Genomic DNA, 1,735 nt, shown 5'->3' with positions numbered 1-1,735 from the left:
CGACTCCACAACCACTGGCGTGGCTGCTTCAAAGTCTCCCACCTATCCTACACAAGCCGAACCGAACACCAATATCAAACTGTAGTAAAGGTCCCGGGGTCTTTCCGTCCTGCTGCGCGAAACGAGCATCTTTACTCGTAGTGCAATTTCACCGGGCCTATGGTTGAGACAGTCGAGAAGTCGTTACGCCATTCGTGCAGGTCGGAACTTACCCGACAAGGAATTTCGCTACCTTAGGATGGTTATAGTTACCACCGCCGTTTACTGGCGCTTAAGTTCTCAGCTTCGCCGACCCGAAAGTCAGCTAACCGGTCCCCTTAACGTTCCAGCACCGGGCAGGCGTCAGTCCGTATACATCGCCTTACGGCTTCGCACGGACCTGTGTTTTTAGTAAACAGTCGCTTCTCGCTGGTCTCTGCGGCCACCCCCAGCTCATGGAGCAAATCCAATCACCAGTGATGGCCCCCCTTCTCCCGAAGTTACGGGGGCATTTTGCCGAGTTCCTTAACCATAGTTCACCCGAACGCCTCGGTATTCTCTACCTGACCACCTGAGTCGGTTTAGGGTACGGGCCGCCATGAAACTCGCTAGAGGCTTTTCTCGACAGCATAGGATCATCCACTTCACCACAATCGGCTCGGCATCAGGTCTCAGACTCATGCACGACGGATTTGCCTACCGTGCGTCCTACACCCTTACCCCGGGACAACCACCGCCCGGGCTGGACTACCTTCCTGCGTCACCCCATCGCTTACCTACTACCACCTTGGTTCATCGGCTCCACCACTACCCTCAACTCCGAAGAGATCGGGCCGGCTTCACGGACTTAGCATTAATGGGCTCAGTACTGGGCGTTTCAAAGCGGGTACCGGAATATCAACCGGTTGTCCATCGACTACGCCTGTCGGCCTCGCCTTAGGTCCCGACTTACCCTGGGCAGATCAGCTTGACCCAGGAACCCTTAGTCAATCGGCGCACACGTTTCTCACGTGTGTATCGCTACTCATGCCTGCATTCTCACTCGTGAACCGTCCACAACTCGCTTCCGCGGCTGCTTCACCCGGCACACGACGCTCCCCTACCCATCCACACAGGCGTTAGCCCTTCACGCGTGAATGACACGACTTCGGCGGTACGCTTGAGCCCCGCTACATTGTCGGCGCGGAATCACTTGACCAGTGAGCTATTACGCACTCTTTCAAGGGTGGCTGCTTCTAAGCCAACCTCCTGGTTGTCTCTGCGACTCCACATCCTTTCCCACTTAGCGTACGCTTAGGGGCCTTAGTCGATGCTCTGGGCTGTTTCCCTCTCGACCATGGAGCTTATCCCCCACAGTCTCACTGCCGTGCTCTCACTTACCGGCATTCGGAGTTTGGCTAAGGTCAGTAACCCGGTAGGGCCCATCGCCTATCCAGTGCTCTACCTCCGGCAAGAAACACACGACGCTGCACCTAAATGCATTTCGGGGAGAACCAGCTATCACGGAGTTTGATTGGCCTTTCACCCCTAACCACAGGTCATCCCCCAGGTTTTCAACCCTGGTGGGTTCGGTCCTCCACGAAGTCTTACCTCCGCTTCAACCTGCCCATGGCTAGATCACTCCGCTTCGGGTCTTGAGCGTGCTACTGAAACGCCCTGTTCGGACTCGCTTTCGCTACGGCTTCCCCACACGGGTTAACCTCGCAACACACCGCAAACTCGCAGGCTCATTCTTCAAAAGGCACGCAGTCACGAC

Annotated in this window: 1 rRNA gene; it reads right to left on the bottom strand. The window is 56.1% G+C overall.

From position 1 onward, the window contains the following. Positions 1-1,735: ribosomal RNA gene (locus ACIRJP_RS42530) — 23S ribosomal RNA — on the bottom strand; the annotation flags it as partial.

It is taken from the genome of Streptomyces sp. NPDC102437 (genome assembly GCF_044765565.1).
GTDB lineage: Bacteria > Actinomycetota > Actinomycetes > Streptomycetales > Streptomycetaceae > Streptomyces.
The sequence above is the reverse complement of the archived record's forward strand: the minus strand, read 5'-3'. Positions and strand labels throughout refer to the sequence as shown.